Genomic DNA, 20,930 nt, shown 5'->3' with positions numbered 1-20,930 from the left:
ATTATATAATAAAGCCCCCTAAAAAGGAGGCTTTTAACTAGCAATTCTTTTATTATAAGTAGCTAAATTTGCAACAAGTTTTGAACTACGTTCATTTAATCCTGTTATAGTTACTTTCACACCACTTTGTTCATACTTCATGATAACTTTATCAATTGATGCCACTGCCGAATCATCCCATACGTGCGCATGAGTAAAGTTCATTTCGATTTCTTTTACATCTTCATTAAATGAAAAATTATTTATAAAGTCGGCTGTAGATGCAAAAAAAAGTTGACCGTGAATTTCGTATATTTTCTTATTTTCAATATATAAATGTTTCACGTGAATCTTTGCCATATTGAATGCAAATAAAACCGCACTAATTACTGTTCCGATAATTACACCTAATGCTAAATTATGTGTAATTAAGACAATCACAACTGTTACAATCATAACAAATGCGTTTCCTTTTGGTACTTTATGAATTGTTGTTACAGAGTTCCAATCAAACGTTCCGATTGAAACCATAATCATAACTGCAACTAAAGCTGCCATCGGAATATGAACGACATAATCTCCTAAAACAAATAGTAATACGATTAAAAATCCGCCCGCTACAAATGTTGATAGGCGACCTCGTCCACCTGATTTAATATTAATAACAGATTGACCGATCATTGCACAACCTGCCATTCCTCCGAAGAAACCAGCAACAATGTTTGCGATCCCTTGACCGCGTGCCTCTTTATGCTTATTACTTTCCGTATGCGTCATATCATCTAAAACTGAAGCTGTTAATAATGATTCTAGTAAACCGATAATTGCAAGCATAACTGCATACGGTAAAATAATCCCTAATGTCTCAACTGTAAAAGGCACGTCAGGAATGCTAAATAATGGTAATTCTTTCGGCAAGCTTCCCATATCTCCTACTGTTTTCAACTGTAGTCCGCTCATAAGTGCAATACTCGTCACAATAATAATTGAAATAAGCGTAGAAGGTACAGCCGTTGTAATACGTGGAAATAAATATATAATTGCAAGTCCTAATACAACGAGTGCATACATTTGCCAAGTTGCATTTTTAAAATGTGGCAATTGCGCTGTAAAAACTAAAATTCCAAGTGAATTTAAAAAACCACTCATAACAGATTTCGGAACAAACTTCATAAATGAGCTCAGTTTGAACACGCCAAAAATAATTTGGACAATACCTGTTAATATTGTTGTAGCAAATAAATATTGCAAACCATGATCTTTAACGAGCGTCACCATTAATAATGCCATTGCACCTGTTGCAGCTGAAATCATCCCAGTTCTTCCGCCAACAAATGAAATGGTAACTGCAATACAAAAGGCTGCGTATAACCCAACGGTCGGATCCACACCAGCGATAACAGAGAAGGCTATCGCTTCAGGAATTAATGCTAAAGCAACGACAATTCCTGATAACACGTCCCCTCTCACATTAGAAAACCAATCATTTTTTATCGTTTGAAACAAAATACCACTCCTCTACTCCTTTATCATTTGATTTTCTCCATAAGAAAATCAGCCGACTGCACGAAAGCTATTATATAACGAGTAGAAGATTTTTTACTATGTAAAAGTTTCCTAAAGAAAAAGACGCTATATCAGTAGCGTCTTTTCTCATTTCATTAATGTCCACCGTGTCCTTGACCACTTTCCTGAACAATTTCTAACCTCTCATCTAGTATTCCTTGTGTTTCAAATGAAATATCACTCGTACTTCCTAATAAGAAGCCATGATTATATGGTCCAAGTGTCGGATCATCTTTAAACTTCGGCTGAATAGTAGCAAGGAAGTCATACACTGGTTGTGAAGCTTTACCTTCTTCTAATAATACAACAGGTGCGTGTTTACCCATATGTGAAAAAGGTGCCCCAGCAACTGCTAAATCTGGTGTTTTACTTGAAACAAATGATAAACCGTGACCAGGTTTTGTGAATCCCCAGCCAAATTTTGTTTTTTCATCTTTAAATTTAGCGAACGCAATCGAGTTTTCTGTAGGGGTCTCTCCACTAATACGCGTTACTTTCCCGTATTTGCTCAGCTCTTTTTCCACTTCTTTTGAAACAATTTTTTCTGGCCCTAATACATATATATTTGCTTTATCTTTTCTCATTTTTAATGCCTCTATTGTCGCTTCTGGCACTTTATTCTTTTCTGTATAGAGTAGTGGTTCCGGCATATGAGAAATCCAATTTACAGCGGGTGTTGTATATAAACGTCCTTCTTCTGCAGACGAACCAATAATAACACTACTTGGGTAGCTTCCTGTTATGTCGGCATACTCCTTATCAACATCCTTCGCAAATATAGCTGGGTCCATTTCTTTTATTTGTTTTACTTTATAACCTTTTAATTGTTCAAGCGCGCTAGTACCTACATCCCCCATCACCATAATTTGTGTCCCATCTTTCGTTCCGATTGGATTTAATCGTTTTATTTCTTTTAACGTCATTTCCGGTATCTTTTCTTTTTCTATAAATAAAATCGGCCCGTTATTCGGATGATGAATAAGGTCTGCACTCGCAATACCTAATTGCCACTCGCTTGCTGGTACTAAAATAACAGCACCTGGCTGGTTCTCCTTATGAGTTGCTGGCCATATCGTTTGCGAAGTTAATACTGCCATTTTTAGGGGGTCATTTGTATTTAACCTCGTCACATTTTTTAGACTTGTCGTTAATAAATCATTCAATGCACCTTCGTTCATTTCTTTTGGCGCCGTTACCTCCTGATTCATTTTCATTTCCTTTTGCTCTGTTTTCTTCTCTTTTGTAGATTCATGGTTTTTATGGTCTGTATTCGTTTGTCCGCATGCAGCAAGACCAACTGCTGTAATTATTGTTATCCCAAAAATTCGGGTCATTTTTTTCACTATACCGCCTCCGTATTAATCATTTTTGAGCCAATATGATTACCTAAAATGTAATTTCAACTCCACAATAACAAGCAATTCTGAAGAAATTATGCAGATGCATCATAATCTGCACCATTTCTTCATGATTTTGCATTACACTTTAAGTAACGATTATAAATATGGAGGGCTCTCTATGATTGATATACTGCTCGTAGACGATGAACCGAGAATGCTTGAATTATTAACGCTTTATCTTACCCCAATTGGATATAACTGCGTATGTGCGACTTCAGGAGAAGAAGCTATTTTACATATAGAAAATCGAAACTTTAAATTTGTTTTACTCGATATTATGATGCCAAAGATGGACGGATGGGAAACGTGCAAAAAAATCCGATCTTTTAGTAACATTCCTATTATTATGGTTACAGCTCGTGATCAAACAGTAGATGTCGTTCAAGGATTAAAACTTGGAGCCGATGATTACGTAATAAAACCTTTCCATGAAGAAGAACTTTTCGCAAGAATTGAAGCCGTTTTAAGACGTACAAATGAACATAAACAAATCCAATATCACGGTATTGTATGGGATGAAACAAAACACTTCGTTTCTGTCCATAGTGAAGAACTCCTTCTCACACCAATTGAATTTTCTTTACTCGGATTATTTTTACGCCATGTGAACTACGTATTAAACCGTGATCAGCTCATCGAACGAATTTGGGGATTAAACACAAATACAGAAGATCGCACAGTCGATTCGCATATTCGTAATTTACGTGATAAATTGCGAAAAGCAAATTTCCCTATTGATCATCATTTAAAAACCGTGTATGGAGTAGGTTATCGATGGGTTGATACTGAACAGTAAGGGGCAAAACGATGAAACGAATTTCAATTCAATTCGGATTTTATTTTTTAATTGTTACACTTTTAATTGAAAGTGTTCTCTTTATTTTGCTCTATTATAGTCTCGTAAACACTAGAGTAAATGAAGAAATGACAGCTTTATTAAAGCGAGGAAATAGTCATCGAGATGTACTTGAAAAATATTACGATGAGCAAACCATCTCTCACGTAGCATTAATGGAATCTGAAGCTGAAACAACTGTCGTTATTACAAATACAAATAAAGAAGTGCTAGCTAAATCTAACGAAATAAACACGACTATAAAAAATCACATTAGTAGCATGCAGACTCGAACAGACCATAACGGAGCGATTATAGAAAATCATTGGAAAACATCTAATTATATATGTACAGTTAGTCCTATCATAGTAGCTGGAAAACATGAAGGGTATGTGTATATGTTTCTTGGAACAGAATCCATTGAAAAGTTGGTAAATGGATTAACGAAACAATTCATTATTGCTGGCGCCATCACGTTTCTACTCACAGTCATCACAATTTTCCTATTATCACGTTTATTAACAAAACCATTGTTACACATGAAACATGCAACTGAAAAAATGAGTAAAGGCGATTTGTCCGTTTCATTAACGACTACTCGAAATGATGAAATTGGTGAACTAGCATCATCTATTCAAACGCTCGCAAATGATTTACATTATATGAAAACAGAGCGAAGTGAATTTCTAGCAAGTGTTGCTCACGAATTACGAACACCGTTAACATACGTAAGAGGTTATGCTGACATTGCTTCAAAAGAAAGCACCCCTTCTGAACAACGTTTGCGATATTTATCAATTATAAAAGATGAGTCTGATTACATTACAAACTTAGTTCAAGATTTATTTTCACTTGCACAAATGGAACAACATAACTTTTCTATTCAAGTAAAGGAAGTACATTTACACACCTTCCTAACTCGCATAGCCGAAAAAGTAAATGCCATATATAAAGAAAGATACATTAAAGTTTCTTTCTCTTGTCCTCCTACACTGCTAGTAAACTTAGATGAACAACGATTTGAACAAGTTGTGGTGAACATTTTAAATAACGCTTATAGACATTCAAAAGAACATTCTCATATAAACATTTCTGTTACAGAAGAACATAAAAGTATTTCTATTACAATTGAAGATGAAGGCGAAGGTATTCCTCCTGAAGATCTCCCTCACATTTTCGACCGCTTTTATCGAGTTGATAAAGCGAGATCACGATCTACAGGCGGAACTGGTTTAGGACTATCTATCGTAAAAGAAATTGTAGAACTACACGGCGGAAATATTACTGTAACGAGCGAAATCGATTACGGGTCTTGCTTTATAGTTTCATTACCATCCATAAAGAAACACGACTATCATCAATAGTCGTGTTTTTTTATCACTTTACTTTATAATATAAATTTACAAATTGCCCAAAACGTTTCGTATCCGTTAAAGTTAAATTAATTTCCGGGTTCTTGTCTTGAAATAACGGAACTCCAGAACCTAATATGTGAGGTGTAATCGTAACAACATATTCATCAATTAGATTATTCTTAAAGAACTCTCTTAAGAGACTCCCTCCACCGACCATCCATATTTTAGATCCTTCTTGCTCTTTCAACCTTTTTGTAAACTCCACTACATCTTCATTTACAAACTCCACGTGTTCGTTTGAACCTTTTTCTGAGTTAGAAAAAACATAACATTTTTTATCTAAATACGGGAATGGTTCTATATGCTCTACTACATAATCGTACGTTCTTTTTCCCATAATTATTGTATCAATCGTTTCGTACATTTCTGTATAACCGTTATCTCCCTCCCCTTCGGTTTCCATTAACCACTGTAAATCATCATCTTCTTTCGCAATATATCCATCTAAGCTCGCCGCAATAAATAAAACTATTTCACGTGACATATTTTTTCCTCCTTACATCTCATCTTGATAACATTATGCTGTAAACAATATACTAACAATAAAACACGACAATTTATGTCATGTTTAAAAAGAAAAAAGGTGATACATTTGTCAAAAGCTAAACGCTTATTAGATATTCTTATATTTGCTTCTGCGAAAAAAGCATTTACAGCGCAAGAAATAGCTGATGAATTTAATATTTCTGTTCGTACTGTCCATAGATACATTTTAGATTTAAGTGATATGGGATTACCCATTTACGCTGAACAAGGTCGCAACGGAGGATATAAAGTATTAACGAATAGAGTAATTCCACCTATTTTATTTACCGAAGAAGAAGCAGTCTCCATCTTTTTTGCCTTTCAATCTTTAAGCTACTACAGAGACTTGCCTTTTAATACAGAAATAAATTCCGTTACACATAAACTATATAGCTCCCTACAACATGATGCGAAAGCTAAAGTTGACAAAATACGTTCTTATATCGCCTTTTGGAATCCGAAAAGAACAATTGAGACACCACTTTTAAACGAAGTGTTAACAGCGGCTATTGAAAATAAAAATTTACACTTTCAATACGAATCTAAATCAAGGATCAAAACAAAACACGTTCATCCTATCGGTGTATATGCGCATGATGGTTTATGGTATTTACCTGCTTATGATTTTAATGTAGAAAAAACATTACTGTATCGCGTCGATCGTATTCTTTCTATATTATCAACGGAAGAAAATGAAGATACATTCATGAATTTAGAAGAGTGGTTTGCCTCTAACTCTCACGTAGTACATAATCCTACTCAGTTACATGTTTTACTGTCAACAGAAGGCGTACGCCAATGTAAAAGCGTGCCTTACCTTGAAGAATTCGTTGTAACAAACGAAAACGGGACAGGATATATACATTCAACAATTGATAAAGGAGAAATCAATTTTATTACCCCTTTATTTTATAGACTCGGAAAAGATGCAAAAGTTTTAGAACCGATAGAATTGATAGATGGTTTACGTATGCGTGCGAAAGAAGTTTTACATATGTATGAAGACTAAGAAGCTGCTAAATATAAGCAGCTTCTTTGTCCTGTTGTTCCTATTGTTTTATTATTGACGAATATCAAACCACCAACGATTTTTCGAATTCATATTTTCAGTGTCACCAATCCCTCTGTAATTGAAAGCATCCAAAAAGATTGAATCTAATTTATCTTCATCTACAAAATAACCTAAATTAACTTTTACCGTTTCTCCTGGTGTGATACTGCCAATATTGTAAAAGCTTTTTCCATCTCCATGAGGCTCTAAATAATCAACTTCGCCTGTCATAATATTTTTTTCTGCGATTCCATCTTTCCCAGCATACTGCCATGCATTTCCTTTATCTTCAAGAACTTTTATAGATGGAGTCATATAGATTTCTTCTGTCGCCTGTTTACCTATATTTTTCACTGTTGTTGTCAGGTAGACAAATTTAGGATGAATTAATTTTGATTCTACTAATTGATCAATTGAATCTTTACCATTTCCAATTTTATATTTATCCCTTCTATATGGTATCAATTGTCCAGCTTGATCCAAAGCTTGATTCCTGCTTAGTATTCCTAAGCCCATTTCATTAAAGTTCTCTTGTTTAAAATCTTTGATTGAATCAAAGATTTCAACTTTTTCTATCACATATTCAATTTGACTGTTATCCATAGATATCGTTACTGGAACCTTTTGCCCTATATGAAATAGTCGTTTGCTATCCTTCTTCAAAGGAATTACCTTAGTTGTTTTACTTTCTTGGCTAAAATACTTTTTATCATAATCGCTTATATATGATGACTTTTCTTTTGACGTGGGCTCAAGTGAAATGCTCCCTAGCACATCTATCATTTGTTCTTCGTTTATATCATTTCCAATGTAACTTTGTAACATAATTCCTTCTTCCTCAAAATAGAGAAAAATTACTCTATTAAACATTAAATCTTTATTACCATTTTCTCTATGGACAATTACTGCCTTCTTACCATTTATCTCTTTTTCTTCATAACTTTTCGAGTACAGAGTTGGAAAATCTGAATTCCCTCCTACTCTCCAAAGAACGAATGAAAATCCACCCATTGCGTAGTTATCTTTAAAGGAATATTTCATAGCAGAGTCATCAATTGCTTCCATATTTTCTGGTAATTTATCGATTTTCAGCTTATACCACTTATCAGCCTTTTTCGAGTCCTTATTTGTTACTGAAACATTTACTTCATAATTTTGTTTTTGAACGATCATATTATAGACCTTTACTGCTCCAAAAACGGTTGTCGGCATGCCGATCAATAAGCAAGCAGCAGCGATTAACATACGATGTCTTTTACGCTTTTTCAGCGGTTGTCCATCTTGCGGCTTCATTTCCTCCATAAACAATTTCTTTTTGCGCGTATATGTATGTGAAAATTCATGTTGTTCTTCAAGTTTATCAAAATCATCTAAAGCAATTTTTTCAGCAAGTTCATATATTTCTTTGGAGTTCTTTGAATTCGTCATGTTGTATACCTCCTATCATATTTTGGACTCGTTTTCGAGCGCGTTCAAACTGCTTGCGGACATTTGCCTCGGTTATCCCCATGACACTTGAAATTTCTTGATACGTTAAGTTATAGAAGACTTTGTACTTAAACACCTGTCTATTAGATTCGTTTAACTCTTTTAGCAATGCATCAATTTGAACCTCAGACATTTTACGTTTTTCCCACTCTTCAATATTTTCATCTACTGCTTCTACAGATTCTCTTTCATATTCTTCTAAAAATGTTTCATGTCGTTTGTTTTTCCGGTAACTATCAATCGCCTTGTTTTTCGCAATCCTCAAAATGTAACGTTTAAGCTCTTGAGTAGCCAAGTTATGGAGCTTTTCCAAATTCTTATAAAGAGTAATAAACGTCTCTTGAACTGCATCTTCTGCCTGCTGAATATTATTTAAAATAGAATAAGCTACGTAATAAATTTTTTGCTCGTACAATTCGTATAGCTCTTCCATCTTTTCATAATCGTTGTTTGTAACTTTCATATAATTCCTCCTCTCACTCTATATAACGAATGAGCGATATACTTTGTGACACCACAAAATCTGTTTATAAATAAAATTTAATAATAAAATAAACAAAAGCCCAATTTCTCTATTTTAACTGAGAAACTGGGCTTTTTAATATTAGAATTTTCCTGACCGCTACGCCTTTTCAGTAAGCAGCATATGCTCTATCGCTTCTTTTAACAAATTCTGTGTCTCTTCCAAGTTATGATTCTGCTTTTCTCCTGGTTGTACCATATAAAACTCAGCAAACGAACGCTCTTTATATCTTGGTACGACATGCATATGATAATGTGTTAACTCGTTAAATACTCCACCATTTTGACAAACTGTAACTCCGTCAGGCTTATATACTATCTTAATCGCTTTTGCAATGAGCTTAGAAGCATCCATAATAGATTTTGCTACAACGTCATCTAATTCGTCTACTTCTACAACATGCTGCTTTGGCACAATTAAAGTATGTCCTGAGTAGAAAGGCGCATGATCTAAAAAACATGTTACATAATCATCTTCATATATTTTATATATAATTTCCTCTCCGCCTGCTAATTTACACCCTAAACATTCCATCATATTTCCCCCTTTATTAAAAACATAAAAACGTGAGAGCCGTATTCTCACGTTTTTATGTTTCATTTTATTAGTTCAATTGTTTCCGTAACCTTTATACTATCTTTTACAGATTGAACAATCGTACAATTTTTCACTGCAAGTTGCAGCGCCTTGTCCAGCTGCTCTTCTGTAATGTTTTCCGCTTTAATTTTATAGTGCAAATGAACACTTTCAACTGGCTTCGATAACGCTTCACTTCTACCAATTTCAGTTTCGATTGTAAACGTATCGTATGGAATACGTTTCTTTTCTAAAATCGTTCGAAAAACAATTGCACTACACCCTGCGATAGAAGAAACGAGTAATTGTAACGGTGAATAACCGTTTTCTTTTCCAATCGCTAATTGACCATACAATAAATCTGCTTCTATATCATCGTGTTTGATTGTTAGTTTCATTTGTTTTTTCCATCTCCACTTTCATCGGTTTCTGCCGTTTCTTACTAATATAATAATATATATAGCAGAAAATGATAAATGGAATACCACAGTATAACGCCATTCTTTGTTCAGGAATAAACGCTAAACTAATAACAACAATGCTATTTGTAATTAAAGCTAAAATTGGAACAATCGGGTATAGTGGTGTTCTATACTTTAAGTCCTCTAACTTTCCTCCGCCTTTTATATACTGACTTCTAAAGCGAAGTTGCGATAGAGCAATAATGATCCAACTTGAAACAGCCGATAAACCAGCTATCGATAATAAATACATGTATACTGTATCTTCTGCAAGGAAACTTGTGAATAGAGATAATCCAGCTACCGCAATCGTTACGACTAGCGCTGTAATTGGAATACCACGCTTATTTACTTTCTGGAAGGAAGTTGGTGCCATTCCCTCATTTGCAAGTGACCATAGTATACGCGTCGCTGCATATAATCCAGAGTTCGCTACAGATAGTAACGCAGTAATAATAACGAAGTTCATAATATCAGCTGCGTATGGAATACCAATTTTATCAAATACGACTACGAATGGACTTTCAATTACGCCTGCTTCTTTCCAAGAAATTAATCCTACTAAAATTGTCATTGTTAAAATGAAGAATAACATAATGCGCCATACTGTATTACGGATCGCACGTGGAATTGTTTTTTCTGGATTTTCACTTTCTCCCGCTGCAATTCCGATTAACTCTGTTCCTTGGAATGAGAAGTTAACTGTAATCATTGTAAGTAGTACGGCAGCTAGTCCATTCGGGAAAAGTCCACCATCGCTTACAAAGTTAGAGAAAAGAGGTGCTGCTTCTTTTCCGTCATATGATATAAATCCTAATAATGCACTACCACCAAGAACGACAAATGCAAGGATTGTAATTACTTTAATACTAGAAAACCAAAATTCTAATTCAGCATAACTTTTTGCCGAAATTGCGTTTGAAGCATATAAAATAACACCGAATACAAGGCACCATACCCAAACATCAACATTTGGAAACCATCTTTTCATCATTAAACCGATTGACGTTAATTCTAGCCCCACTGTTACTGCCCAGCCAAGCCAGTATAACCAGCCAATCATAAAGCCCGTTCCTGGTCCAATAAACTTCGTTGCATACTTTTGGAAAGATCCTGAAACCGGCATAGCTACCGTTAACTCTCCAAGACAAAGCATTGTTAAATACATAATAAATCCGCCTACTAAATATGAAAGGATGGCTCCCCCTGGTCCAGCCTGATTAATAGTGTAACCTGAACCTAAGAAAAAACCAGTTCCGATTACACCACCAAGCGCGATCATAAATAAATGTCTACTCTTCATCGTGCGATGTAATTTCTCATTCGTTGGTTGCTGCATCTAAATCCTCCCCCTACCAATACCCCTATATCTTGTTAAAATTTTCTGATAATAAAAATATACACGAAAGCGATTACATTTTCTATATAAAATTAAAACTTTTCTGATAAAATAATATAAAAATCGAATTATTGCAAGATTTAGATTCTATTTAGAGGAAAATAAGGAGAAACAAGGAAAAAACCCTTACATATATTGTAAGAGTCAACGAAGTTCTAATCTTCTCGATAAAATTGATAAACTATAATTTACGATAAAGTACATACAAGCTACTAATATAAATGTTGGAATCATGTAATTCACATTTTGCCCGCTAATAATTTGAGCATTATGCATAAGCTCAGGGAGTGATATAACAACCGCTAGCGACGTATCCTTCAGCAATGAAATAAATTGACTGACAAGCGGCGGAACCATTCTCCTTAATGCTTGTGGCAAAATAATATGCCAAAGCGCTTGCACATAAGTTAATCCCGAAGATCTTGCGGCTTCAACCTGCCCTTTTTCAATAGACAATAAACCACTTCTAACAATTTCAGATATCATTGCTGCCTCAAATATTGTTAAAGCAACAATTGCAGCTGTTATAATTTCTAATTTCAAGCCTGCTTCTGGAAGTGCAAAATACGTGAAAAATATAATTAACAGTAGTGGTAAGTTTCGAATCACTTCAACTATAACTCCTAATATTTGTGAGACGACAGGTATTTTCGTGTAGCGCAATATACCGATTACACTTCCAATAATAAAACTAAGTACAATTGCTATGAGCGCTACCTCTAATGTTATAAGTAATCCTTTTAATAAAAATAGAATATGATCTCCTGTAATTGCTCCCTTGAAATCCATTTACACCGCCTCCTTTGCCAAGCGTTTTTCTAAATAACGCACTAGCATACTGAGCGGAATTGTTAATATTAAATAAAACATCCCGACAAATATATAAACATCAAACGTAACAAACGTCTTCGTTGAAATTAAATCTCCTTGATACATTAAATCAGCACCAGCAATAATTCCAAGTATTGAGGAGTTTTTAACTAAATTGAGAAACTGGTTTCCTAAAGGGGGAATTACAATTTTCACTGCTTGGGGTAAGACAACATAATACATCGCCTGCACATACGTTAGCCCTGAAGAGCGAGCAGCTTCCATCTGCCCTTTCGCAACTGATAAAATACCAGCGCGAATTACTTCTGCAATAAAAGCTGCCGTATATACCGTAAGCGTAACTGTTCCTGCTACAAAACCATTTAAAGTAATTCCTATTACAGGTAAAGCAAAATAGAATATAAATGCAATTAATACGAGTGGAATATTTCTTACAAACTCCACAAAAGCTGATCCTATCCAATTTAAAATACGAATAGGTGCAATACGCATTACTGCCAAAATTACTCCTAAAATAAAACTACCTATCAATGCAATTACACTAGACATAACTGTATATTTAAATCCTTCTAAATACATATCAATGTTATTCGTTAATATAGAAAAATCAGGCACATATTCTCCCCTCTTTCTTTACAAGAAGAGGATGAGTACTCTCATCCTCTCACTTTTACTATCTACTTTTCTGGTTTTTGTCCAATCCATTTCTCATATAATTTGTCATACTCTCCGCTTGCTTTCATGTCTTTAATTAAAGTATTAATCTCTTTCGTTAAATCATCTGCCCCTTTTTGCACTGCAATTCCATACGGTTCATCTGTGAAAATTTTTCCTACTACTTCATAATTAGAATCTTGTTTTGCCATTCCGTAAAGGATCGCATTATCTGTCGTTAACACATCACCTTTACCTGCCTTTAACGCTGTAAATGCCTCACTATAATTTTCAAACTCTAATACAGTCGCTTCTGGTGACTTTTGACGAATGTTATTTGTAGATGTTGATCCTTTTACAGCTAATACTTTAACGCCTTGTTTTATATCATCGACACTCTTAATATTGCTTCCTTTTTTCACAAGTAACGATTGTCCTGCTTTAAAATATACATCTGAAAAATCCACTTCTTTTTTGCGTTCTTCCGTAATTGTCATTGTTGCAATAATTGCATCAATATCACCATTTTTCAGCATTGGAATACGTGTTTTAGACGTTACTTCTTTCAGCTCTAGCTTCTTTTCATCTCCAAGAATCTTTTTCGCAAGTGCCTTCGCGACATCAACATCGAATCCTTCTACCTGCCCTGTTGAAGGATTTTTTAATCCAAATAAATTCGTATCATTCTTCACCCCAACTACTAATTTCCCTCGTTTCTTAATTTGCTCAACAGCCCCGCCTTGCTTCGTATTTGTTTCCTTTGCCTCATCTTTCTTACTTCCGCAACCAGCAACAACAAGCACGAATAAACATGAAAATACGATTAAAGTAAATAATTTTTTCATTTTAAGCATGAAATTCCTCCTCTAATGATTTAGCACCCGACTTAAAAATAAACGAGCTCTTTCTTGTTCAGGGTTTGCAAAAAAGTGCGCCGGTGTTGTATCTTCAATAATTTGACCATCATCCATAAATAAGATCCTATCTGCTACCTCTCTAGCAAATCCCATTTCATGTGTAACGACAACCATCGTCATCCCTTCTTTAGCCAGCGCCTTCATAACATCAAGTACCTCTCCAATCATCTCTGGATCAAGAGCAGACGTAGGCTCATCGAATAGCATAATTTCCGGCTGCATCGCAAGTCCTCTAGCAATTGCTACCCTTTGTTGTTGTCCTCCGGATAATTGATGTGGATATACGTTAGCCTTCTCTGGGATTCCTACTTTCTCTAAATAAAGCATTGCTGTTTTCTCTGCTTCTTCTTTGGAAACTTTATTTACTTTAATCGGTGCTAATGTAATATTTTGCAGAACTGTTTTATGTGGGTATAAATAAAAATGTTGAAAGACCATCCCAATATTTCGCCGCAATTCATTCATGTCCGTTTTTTTATTGTGTACCTCTGTATTTTGTACAATTAATTCTCCATCTGTAATTGCCTCTAATTGATTTATACATCGAAGCAATGTACTTTTTCCTGATCCTGAAGGCCCGACAACTACCACCACTTCACCTTTTTTCACTTGCACATTAATATTTTTCAAAACTTGAAAGTTACCATAATATTTATTTACATTACAAAATTCTATCAACATACTCCCCCTTCCCCTAACAATGCATGTACATTCTTTTTATATTCAAAAATAGTCTCAAAAATAACTTTTAGCTTCAATTTGTCCATAAAAAAAAGCAAAGAGTTTCCCCTTTGCTTCTTCATTTCTATTCTGTTAAGATACTTCTTCTTTCTTATCTTTCCCGTATTCATGCTCCCAAAAATCAGCATTTTTAATTCCTAATGGCCCTGGATCGAATACTGGATCTTTTCCTTCTTTTTTCTGTTTTTCATAATCCTTTAATGCGACTAATGCAGGTTTTTGTAATAGTAAAATCGCAATGATATTTACCCATGCCATAATTCCTACCCCAATGTCGCCTAAAGCCCAAGCCGTTGCTGCTGTTTTTATACATCCATAGAATACAGCTCCTAAAAATACAAACTTTAGTACCATAGACATCCAAGGACGGTCTTTATCACGATTTAAGTACGCAATATTCGTTTCTGCAATGTAGTAATACGCCATAATTGTTGTAAACGCGAAGAATAATAACGAGATTGCAACGAAACCGTTTCCAAATCCAGGGAAAACAGATTCTACTGCCGCCTGTGTATACCCCGGTCCTGGCTGAGCACCGTTTAATTTATTTACGATAAAGTTTTTTCCGCTCGCATCAAATACGTTATACATGCCTGTAATAATCATCATAAATGCTGTTGCTGAACAAACAAATAATGTATCAATGTAAACGGAAAATGCTTGCACTAAGCCTTGCTTAGCTGGATGTGATACTTCAGCAGCTGCTGCTGCATGTGGCCCAGTTCCTTGCCCTGCTTCATTGGAATAAATACCACGTTTTACTCCCCAAGAAATTGCTAAACCGATAATACCACCGAAAGCCGCCTCTAATGCAAAAGCACTTCTTATAATTAACATAAATGCTTCTGGCAATTTTTCAATATTCATAGCAACAATAACGCAAGCTACTAAAATATAACCAACTGCCATAAACGGTACGACAACTTGTGCAACGTTAACGATTCGCTTTACTCCACCGAAGATGATAATAGCTAATACAACAACTAATAAAGTCCCTGATAATGTAGTGTTAATTCCAAAAGCTGTCTCTAAACTTACAGCAATACTATTTGCTTGCACACCTGGCAATAAAAGCCCCGTTGCAATAATTGTCGCTGCAACGAATACTAATGCATACCATTTTACACCTAAACCTTTTTCGATGTAATAAGCAGGTCCACCACGAAACTGCCCTTGATGTTTCGTCTTATATATTTGCGCGAGTGTTGATTCTACATAAGCTGATCCTGCCCCTAAAAAGGCTACTGCCCACATCCAAAATACAGCTCCTGGTCCACCGAATGCAACCGCTGTTGCTACCCCAGCGATATTCCCTGTCCCAACTCGTCCTGATAATGAAAGTGCTAACGCTTGGAATGAAGAAACACCAGCCTCTGATTTTTCTCCTTTAAATGTCAGCTTCACCATTTCTCCTACGTGCCTTACTTGTAAAAACCTCGTTCGAATGGAAAAATATAAACCTACTCCTAAACATAAATAAACAAGTGCTGGACTCCAAACAATATTATTTATCCAATTTACGAAAGTTTCCAACATTCCCCCTCCTCCTTTATAAAGAATATTCAGAATATATATAAAATTATAAGTGCATACTGAATCTAGGACAATATTATTTTAATAAAGTAAACATATTTTTGTATAAAAAAACAAAGTATATATTTGTTTTATATACTTTGTTTTGAACTAAATGTATTATATATTCACAATTGCTTCTCTTTTAATAATTCTTTCGTATAGCTCTTCTGATAATTTCAAGAAGTTATCAGGCATATCTTTACCTTTAAACTTCTTCTGAAGCGTTCCATATAAACCTATATCACGTAAACGTAAAAATAGTGGCAACGATTCATACCAACTATCCGCCAGCCTGTGCTCATACTCATATCCTTTTCGTAACACTTGTAACTGTTTACGAGCAAAATCTGTCTTCTCTTCTGCTGTCCACGTTGTAAATAGAACAGAGTAGTATAGAACCATCGCTAAATCATGTATAAAGTAATTATAAGCCGCATCATCAAAATCAAAGATTGTTAGCTCTTTACCATCATAATGAAAATTACCTTGATGGATATCACCGTGCATAAGACCGAACGTTTCTCTTTCAACTGGAAGGGCCTTAATTTCATCCATTAGTACCGCTGCAATCTTTTTCACTTGACCATCTTCTAATTCATTAACAATTCCACTTTCGTCTTCTTCCCACGTATCACGGTAGTCTGTTTTAGGATAATCCATTGTAAGGCGATGCAGTTGCCCAATCGCTTTTCCCCATGCTTCAAAATAAGCATCTCCCCAATAAGGCGATTCCTCTCCTTTTACTTGCTCACCTTTTGCATATGTAAATAAAGAAGCGAAAAAGAACGTTCCATCCCCTGCTACGATTTCTTCTACGAGATTTCGAGACGTTGAATAAAGAGGTCCTGCTACCTTTGCCCCATTCTCCGCAACATATCGTAAAAAATCTAGTTCAGCCTCTACCTCTTGTTTAGAACGATGAGAAGAATGTGTTAAACGTAATACGTAATCTTCATCATTATCACCCTTCGCCTTAAAAATATAATTCTCAAAATCTCCAAGTGGCTTTTCTTCCACTGTTACATGAAACAAATTCGCTGCTCTTTTTAAAATCTCTTTCGTAAAAACACGTTCTACAGCTATTTCCATATATATCCCTCCTATATATCTTCTTAATTCGACACAAATGTTAGAAGTACTGCTATGAAATTGAATAATGCGCAAAAGACAATGTAACGTAACTTTGAATTCTCTTTTTAAAAAAATAATTCAAGCATAAATTTCTCACAAACGACAAAAATTAACAGAAACAATCGTACTTTAAAAGAGGTGGAAATTATGACAGACAAAAAAGAACAACAAGAGAGTAAAAAACAAATGCATATGTTTCCATCACTTCTGGAGAACATTAATTACATTGAAAATAAACTTTCTCATTCTGATGATATAAAAAAATTAGATCTCCCTTTTCAAAACGGAAAAGGAACAATCATATATATTGAATCTTTAGCAGATCCAAATTTAATTCATCAATTAGCTCTTGAACCATTATTAACGAGGTCGGATTTATCTTTAGATAAAGCTTTTTCTACGTTAAATATGAAAAAAGAAACGAATTTAAATTATGGAGTACAGGTTTTATTACAAGGTAAATCCTTATATTTTCATGAACACGTCGATAGTTTTTGTATTTTCGAAACAGCTTTATCTTTAAAGAGAGATATAGCGGAGCCTGATAATGAAGGGATTGTGCGTGGTCCACATACTGGTTTTGTAGAGGATCTAGCAACTAATTTAAGCTCTATTCGTAAACTCATTAAGAGTCCAAATTTAGTTGTTAAGTATTTTACAATCGGTGAAGAAATGCACACGAAAGTAGCAATTGCTTATATGCAAAATATAGCGAATGACGATTTAGTTACAGAAGTGAAAAGAAGATTAGAAACGATTAAAACGGATGCACTTATGTCACCAGGATACATACAAGAATTTATAGAGGATACGTCTTTCTCCCCATTTCCGCAGCAATTAAATACAGAGCGTCCAGATAGAACTGTTGCTAATTTAATGGAAGGACGTGTTGCCATTTTATCTGACGGAGATCCAACAACGCTCATCGTACCTGTTACGTTATTCGCTTTTTATCAATCACCAGATGATTATAATAACCGTTGGATTGTCGGTTCTTTCGTCCGAATGATTCGCTTAGTAAGTTTTTTAATTGCCTTTCTCTTGCCAGCTTTATATATTGCAACTGTCGCATTTCATCCCGATGTGTTGCCGCTCGAACTTGTGTATACGATTAAAGCTTCGTTAGAGAAAGTACCGCTTCCTCCTATTTTTGAAGCTCTCTTAATGGAGTTAATTTTCGAGTTATTACGAGAAGCTGGTATTCGCTTGCCGAGCCGTGTTGGACAAACAATCGGTATTGTAGGTGGTTTAGTAATTGGTGATGCGATTGTAAAAGCTGGGCTCGTTTCTTATACGATGATCATCGTAGTAGCTTTAACTGCAATCTCATCTTTTCTCGTTCCATCAAACGATATGAGTTCAGCAGTTCGAATTCTTCGTTTTCCATTAATGCTCCTTGCTGCCATATTTGGATATGTAGGCATATCATTCGGTCTCATTATAACTTTCGTTCACTTATGTCAGCTTCATTCATTTCATACACCATATCTTTCTCCTGTTGCCCCGATGCGGATTAAAGATATGAAAGATTCTTTCGTAAGACTACCAATTTGGTCATTTTGGGAACGACCACATGATCCAAAACCAAAAAAAATGCAACGCCAACATGTAACGAGAGAGGATGAGGACGGTGACAAACACGCAAAGTAAAATCTCGCTAGTTCAATTTACCTTTTTCGTTATTCAATGCCAAATTGGGGTCGGTATACTATCTCTACCTAACCGGCTTCATCCGATAGCAAAAGGTGGTGGTTGGATTTCTGCGCTCATCGCGGGGCTTGCCATTCAACTTATTATTTTACTTATGTGGCTTTTCTTAAAACGATTTCCTGATGCAGATATGTATAAAAGTGTTTGTATGCTATTTGGTAATAAGTTAGGAAAACTATTGGGCTTTTCTTATATTTTTTATTTTACCCTTATCGGTATGACGGTTATGTTGAATGCTTGTAACGTCATTAAAGTTTGGATATTACAAGCAACTCCGTGGTATGCCATTCTCATGCTATTTACAATAGCTTGTTGTTATGTAGCTTATAATACGTTTAAAGTCATCGTACGATTTTATGTCATGACCTCTATTCTCATTTTACCTATGGCGCTTTTAATCGCCCTAGGGCTTTCCCGAGCTGACTTTTCTTATATTTTTCCCATTACAGAGGCTGGATGGTGGAATATTATTCAAGCATCGAAAGAAACAATTACAGCTATGTATGGTTTTGAAATCTTTCTCATCGCATTTCCTAAAGTAAATGGGAGTTCTGTGGAAAAACTGAAGGCAATTTCTATCGCTAATGGATTTGTGACTCTCTTTTATGCTTTCACTGTTTGGATTTGCTTTATCGTATTTAGTCCAAAACAAATTGAACTTATCCCAGAACCAGTTGCTTACTTATTACGCTCCTTACATATCGGGATTATAGACCGGACTGATTTACTATTCATTCCAATATGGATGATAACAGTTGTCGCTTCTATTGCGAGTTATTACTGTGCCGCTTCTATAGGAATTGGACATATATTCAACCTCGCTAATCATAAAAAGGCTGTTCCAATCGTTGGTATTATTGCTTTTAGTGTAGCCTTATTTATAGATACACCTGAAGAATTAAAAGTCATTGCAACTTTCACAGATAAGTTCACCTATATTTTCATCGTTGTTCTCCCTCTTTTATTTCTACTCTATTCAGTAATAAGAAAGAAGAAAGGAGAACAGTATGTTTCCAAAAAGATTTAAATTACTTTTTATATTATGTACTAGTTGCCTCCTTTCTGGCTGTTGGGATCAAGAACCATTAAGAGAAGCTAGATTAGCTTATAGCATTGGATATGATGTTACGGAAGAGAATAAGCTTCAGCAAACGCTTGAACTCGTAAAAAGTTCAAGTGGAGAGCAATCTTCATTCGAAAATGAAATACATTCAGCAACCGGGCATAACATAAGGGATACAAGCGATGCCCTAAAAAAAAATGTGACTGGGAATATTCGCTATTTTAAATATGGTGTTCAATTACTAGGAACCAAAATTCTAAAAAAAGGTATATTACCCTATTTAGATGTCAGCTTTCGGGACCCAACAAACCCAACTGCTTTAGTAAAACTTATTGCAGTAGATGGTGAAACATCGGAGATACTCGAAAAAAAGAAAATAGGAAATTTACTAATTGGAGATTTTCTACAGAAAAAAGTGAAAAGTTTAGAAGATATGAGTGTATTTCCAAAAGAAACTTTAGAAACAGCCGCTACAAAAATGTTAGATCCCGGTAAAGACTTTACACTCCCTTCTATAAAAATAAAAGGAAAAGAATTAATTACAAATGGGTTAGCTTTATTTAACAATGATAAATTGACTGGACATTTACCTTTGAAACAATCTGTTTTATTCGTATTATTAACCGGAAAAATGGGAACAAGTGCCCGTATAACCCAAAAACTTACTAGTGATGAATCTGAGAAGACATCTGATTATTTAACAATGGAAATTAGCAATCGAAAGTTAAAACGAGATTTAAAAATAACAACGGATAAAAAAGGAAATGTTTATGCTCACATTAAGCTCCAACTAAAAGTAATAGCACTTGAAGCCCCAAGAGATAATATTTATAAAATGGAAGCCAGAAAAAAACTAAATAAGGAATTATCAAAGCAACTTACGAAAGAAGCGAAAAAAATAACAAATAAACTACAAAAAGCAAATTGTGATGCTTTTGGAATTGGTAGACATCTCATCGCTTATCACCCTGATTTATGGAAGAAAAAAAATTGGAATAAAGATTATGCAAAAGTAAAATTCAAACCTGAAGTAGACGTAAATATTTTGTATAGTGGTGTCTTAAAATAAAAAGGTTGTATGCCGCTCGGG

Annotated in this window: 20 protein-coding genes; 6 read left to right on the top strand and 14 right to left on the bottom strand. The window is 35.0% G+C overall.

Features of this window, described 5'->3' with window-relative positions; translation table 11 throughout:
* Positions 1–33 precede the first annotated feature (33 nt).
* Both MKY21_RS03300 and MKY21_RS03295 read right to left on the bottom strand, forming a co-directional pair.
* Positions 34–1,485: a SulP family inorganic anion transporter gene (locus tag MKY21_RS03300; RefSeq protein ID WP_000487916.1), complete on the bottom strand. Its 1,452-nt coding sequence runs from the start codon at positions 1,483–1,485 to the stop codon at positions 34–36.
* A gap of 155 nt (positions 1,486–1,640) precedes the next feature.
* Entirely contained in the window at positions 1,641–2,888 is a 1,248-nt protein-coding gene (locus MKY21_RS03295; protein WP_109140733.1) for a cell wall-binding repeat-containing protein, read from the bottom strand.
* A 175-nt stretch (positions 2,889–3,063) separates the two neighbouring features.
* On the opposite strand from MKY21_RS03295, the gene MKY21_RS03290 reads away from it, so the two are divergent.
* A complete protein-coding gene (locus MKY21_RS03290; RefSeq protein ID WP_341075420.1) occupies positions 3,064–3,741 on the top strand; it encodes a response regulator transcription factor in 678 nt (225 codons plus the stop codon).
* 11 nt (positions 3,742–3,752) lie between these two features.
* On the top strand, positions 3,753–5,144 hold the full coding sequence (locus tag MKY21_RS03285) for a sensor histidine kinase (protein WP_109140732.1): 1,392 nt from the start codon (positions 3,753–3,755) through the stop codon (positions 5,142–5,144).
* 13 nt (positions 5,145–5,157) lie between these two features.
* Here MKY21_RS03285 and MKY21_RS03280 read toward each other — a convergent pair whose 3' ends face one another.
* On the bottom strand, positions 5,158–5,679 hold the full coding sequence (locus MKY21_RS03280; protein ID WP_000085766.1) for a dihydrofolate reductase family protein: 522 nt from the start codon (positions 5,677–5,679) through the stop codon (positions 5,158–5,160).
* 75 nt (positions 5,680–5,754) lie between these two features.
* On the opposite strand from MKY21_RS03280, the gene MKY21_RS03275 reads away from it, so the two are divergent.
* The gene (locus MKY21_RS03275; protein WP_113710808.1) at positions 5,755–6,729 is read left to right on the top strand and encodes a helix-turn-helix transcriptional regulator; all 975 of its coding nucleotides are present in this window, start codon (positions 5,755–5,757) and stop codon (positions 6,727–6,729) included.
* Between the two features lie 51 nt (positions 6,730–6,780).
* On the opposite strand, the gene MKY21_RS03270 is transcribed toward MKY21_RS03275, so the two are convergent.
* The 11 genes from MKY21_RS03270 to MKY21_RS03220 all read right to left on the bottom strand — a co-directional run bounded on the left by MKY21_RS03270 (position 6,781) and on the right by MKY21_RS03220 (position 17,025).
* Positions 6,781–8,199 carry an anti-sigma factor gene (locus tag MKY21_RS03270; RefSeq protein ID WP_341075418.1) on the bottom strand — a complete coding sequence of 473 codons (1,419 nt, stop codon included), beginning with the start codon at positions 8,197–8,199 and terminating at the stop codon, positions 6,781–6,783.
* On the bottom strand, positions 8,165–8,722 hold the full coding sequence (locus tag MKY21_RS03265) for an RNA polymerase sigma factor (protein ID WP_086423289.1): 558 nt from the start codon (positions 8,720–8,722) through the stop codon (positions 8,165–8,167). Before MKY21_RS03265 ends, MKY21_RS03270 begins: the two co-directional genes overlap by 35 nt.
* A gap of 159 nt (positions 8,723–8,881) precedes the next feature.
* Positions 8,882–9,382 carry an HIT family protein gene (locus MKY21_RS03260; protein WP_341075415.1) on the bottom strand — a complete coding sequence of 167 codons (501 nt, stop codon included), beginning with the start codon at positions 9,380–9,382 and terminating at the stop codon, positions 8,882–8,884.
* Entirely contained in the window at positions 9,379–9,756 is a 378-nt protein-coding gene (locus MKY21_RS03255; RefSeq protein ID WP_000778817.1) for an OsmC family protein, read from the bottom strand. The genes MKY21_RS03260 and MKY21_RS03255 overlap by 4 nt, the downstream gene beginning before the upstream one ends.
* Entirely contained in the window at positions 9,731–11,158 is a 1,428-nt protein-coding gene (locus MKY21_RS03250; RefSeq protein ID WP_001187097.1) for an amino acid permease, read from the bottom strand. The genes MKY21_RS03255 and MKY21_RS03250 overlap by 26 nt, the downstream gene beginning before the upstream one ends.
* Positions 11,159–11,362: 204 nt before the next feature.
* The gene (locus MKY21_RS03245) at positions 11,363–12,007 is read right to left on the bottom strand and encodes an amino acid ABC transporter permease (RefSeq protein WP_000345955.1); all 645 of its coding nucleotides are present in this window, start codon (positions 12,005–12,007) and stop codon (positions 11,363–11,365) included.
* Positions 12,008–12,664 carry an amino acid ABC transporter permease gene (locus tag MKY21_RS03240; protein ID WP_001112667.1) on the bottom strand — a complete coding sequence of 219 codons (657 nt, stop codon included), beginning with the start codon at positions 12,662–12,664 and terminating at the stop codon, positions 12,008–12,010.
* A gap of 62 nt (positions 12,665–12,726) precedes the next feature.
* Positions 12,727–13,557 carry a glutamine ABC transporter substrate-binding protein GlnH gene (gene glnH / locus MKY21_RS03235; RefSeq protein WP_000916491.1) on the bottom strand — a complete coding sequence of 277 codons (831 nt, stop codon included), beginning with the start codon at positions 13,555–13,557 and terminating at the stop codon, positions 12,727–12,729.
* A gap of 12 nt (positions 13,558–13,569) precedes the next feature.
* Positions 13,570–14,301 carry an amino acid ABC transporter ATP-binding protein gene (locus MKY21_RS03230; protein ID WP_341075412.1) on the bottom strand — a complete coding sequence of 244 codons (732 nt, stop codon included), beginning with the start codon at positions 14,299–14,301 and terminating at the stop codon, positions 13,570–13,572.
* Positions 14,302–14,433: 132 nt separating this feature from the next.
* A complete protein-coding gene (locus tag MKY21_RS03225; protein ID WP_033693781.1) occupies positions 14,434–15,894 on the bottom strand; it encodes an alanine/glycine:cation symporter family protein in 1,461 nt (486 codons plus the stop codon).
* Positions 15,895–16,053: 159 nt separating this feature from the next.
* Positions 16,054–17,025 carry a phosphotransferase enzyme family protein gene (locus MKY21_RS03220; RefSeq protein ID WP_016117153.1) on the bottom strand — a complete coding sequence of 324 codons (972 nt, stop codon included), beginning with the start codon at positions 17,023–17,025 and terminating at the stop codon, positions 16,054–16,056.
* Between the two features lie 189 nt (positions 17,026–17,214).
* Between MKY21_RS03220 and gerKA the strand changes: the two genes are divergently transcribed.
* Genes gerKA through gerKC form a run of 3 tightly spaced genes read left to right on the top strand, consistent with a single transcriptional unit; the run spans position 17,215 to position 20,909 of the window.
* On the top strand, positions 17,215–18,717 hold the full coding sequence (gerKA, locus tag MKY21_RS03215; protein WP_000130114.1) for a spore germination protein GerKA: 1,503 nt from the start codon (positions 17,215–17,217) through the stop codon (positions 18,715–18,717).
* The gene (locus tag MKY21_RS03210) at positions 18,698–19,804 is read left to right on the top strand and encodes a GerAB/ArcD/ProY family transporter (RefSeq protein ID WP_016117152.1); all 1,107 of its coding nucleotides are present in this window, start codon (positions 18,698–18,700) and stop codon (positions 19,802–19,804) included. Before gerKA ends, MKY21_RS03210 begins: the two co-directional genes overlap by 20 nt.
* Positions 19,785–20,909 carry a spore germination protein GerKC gene (gerKC, locus tag MKY21_RS03205; protein WP_000484123.1) on the top strand — a complete coding sequence of 375 codons (1,125 nt, stop codon included), beginning with the start codon at positions 19,785–19,787 and terminating at the stop codon, positions 20,907–20,909. The genes MKY21_RS03210 and gerKC overlap by 20 nt, the downstream gene beginning before the upstream one ends.
* Positions 20,910–20,930 lie beyond the last annotated feature (21 nt).

Source organism: Bacillus sp. FSL R9-9497 (assembly GCF_038005805.1).
Lineage (GTDB): Bacteria > Bacillota > Bacilli > Bacillales > Bacillaceae_G > Bacillus_A > Bacillus_A cereus.
Note: the sequence above shows the minus strand (reverse complement) of the source record. Positions and strands in the feature narration are given on the sequence as shown.

Excerpts from the sequence above, each read along its gene's own strand:
- MKY21_RS03290 (WP_341075420.1), top strand. The coding sequence starts at position 3,064 with ATGATTGATATACTGCTCGTAGACGATGAACCGAGAATGCTTGAATTA.
- MKY21_RS03285 (WP_109140732.1), top strand. The coding sequence starts at position 3,753 with ATGAAACGAATTTCAATTCAATTCGGATTTTATTTTTTAATTGTTACA.
- MKY21_RS03280 (WP_000085766.1), bottom strand. The coding sequence starts at position 5,679 with ATGTCACGTGAAATAGTTTTATTTATTGCGGCGAGCTTAGATGGATAT.
- MKY21_RS03275 (WP_113710808.1), top strand. The coding sequence starts at position 5,755 with ATGTCATGTTTAAAAAGAAAAAAGGTGATACATTTGTCAAAAGCTAAA.
- MKY21_RS03270 (WP_341075418.1), bottom strand. The coding sequence starts at position 8,199 with ATGACGAATTCAAAGAACTCCAAAGAAATATATGAACTTGCTGAAAAA.
- MKY21_RS03265 (WP_086423289.1), bottom strand. The coding sequence starts at position 8,722 with ATGAAAGTTACAAACAACGATTATGAAAAGATGGAAGAGCTATACGAA.
- MKY21_RS03260 (WP_341075415.1), bottom strand. The coding sequence starts at position 9,382 with ATGAAACATAAAAACGTGAGAATACGGCTCTCACGTTTTTATGTTTTT.
- MKY21_RS03255 (WP_000778817.1), bottom strand. The coding sequence starts at position 9,756 with ATGAAACTAACAATCAAACACGATGATATAGAAGCAGATTTATTGTAT.
- MKY21_RS03250 (WP_001187097.1), bottom strand. The coding sequence starts at position 11,158 with ATGCAGCAACCAACGAATGAGAAATTACATCGCACGATGAAGAGTAGA.
- MKY21_RS03245 (WP_000345955.1), bottom strand. The coding sequence starts at position 12,007 with ATGGATTTCAAGGGAGCAATTACAGGAGATCATATTCTATTTTTATTA.
- glnH (WP_000916491.1), bottom strand. The coding sequence starts at position 13,557 with ATGCTTAAAATGAAAAAATTATTTACTTTAATCGTATTTTCATGTTTA.
- MKY21_RS03230 (WP_341075412.1), bottom strand. The coding sequence starts at position 14,301 with ATGTTGATAGAATTTTGTAATGTAAATAAATATTATGGTAACTTTCAA.
- MKY21_RS03220 (WP_016117153.1), bottom strand. The coding sequence starts at position 17,025 with ATGGAAATAGCTGTAGAACGTGTTTTTACGAAAGAGATTTTAAAAAGA.
- gerKA (WP_000130114.1), top strand. The coding sequence starts at position 17,215 with ATGACAGACAAAAAAGAACAACAAGAGAGTAAAAAACAAATGCATATG.
- gerKC (WP_000484123.1), top strand. The coding sequence starts at position 19,785 with ATGTTTCCAAAAAGATTTAAATTACTTTTTATATTATGTACTAGTTGC.